Origin of the sequence: Plebeiibacterium sediminum (assembly GCF_026013605.1) — a bacterium.
Lineage (GTDB): Bacteria > Bacteroidota > Bacteroidia > Bacteroidales > Marinilabiliaceae > Saccharicrinis > Saccharicrinis sediminus.
The window spans coordinates 1-524 of the sequence record NZ_JAPDPJ010000292.1; the positions used below are offsets into that span (position 1 = coordinate 1).

Sequence of the window (524 nt, forward strand, 5' to 3'; positions counted from 1 at the left end):
TCAATATATGAGAAAGGTGCTACTTGCTGAGAATTATCAACAACATTACCCCATGGGCGCATTTGGCCATCATATCTTGGTCCCCAATTACCATTCTCATCTAAGGCATGCATTCCTGACCAACCTTGACCGAAAGACTTTTGCATTTCTGGAACTCTACTAATTTCACTAATACCAATACTACCTGAGTACTTAAATTTCATTTTCCCATCAGTATTTTTTCCTGACTTAGTAGTAATAAGGATAGCACCATTCGCGGCCCTTGATCCATATAGAACTGTCGCTGCGGCACCTTTAAGCACTGAGATATCTGCAATATCATCTGGATTTACAGCATTTAATCCTGATCCAAAATCAACATAACTATTCAAGCGATCATCATTGGCATTTTGATTATTTACAAGAGGTACTCCATCTACAACATACAACGGTTGATTTGACCCAAAACTTGAAGCTCCGCGAATAATAACATTTTGCGTTGCTCCAGGGTTAGCACCTGATGTAATCTGAACTCCTGCAACTTT

At 39.3% G+C, this 524-nt stretch carries 1 protein-coding gene; it reads right to left on the reverse strand.

The genetic code is table 11. The annotated features are described in order from the left end of the window. Window positions 1–524: TonB-dependent receptor plug domain-containing protein (locus tag OM075_RS26675; protein WP_301193379.1), on the reverse strand; the 524-nt coding region annotated here is incomplete at both ends.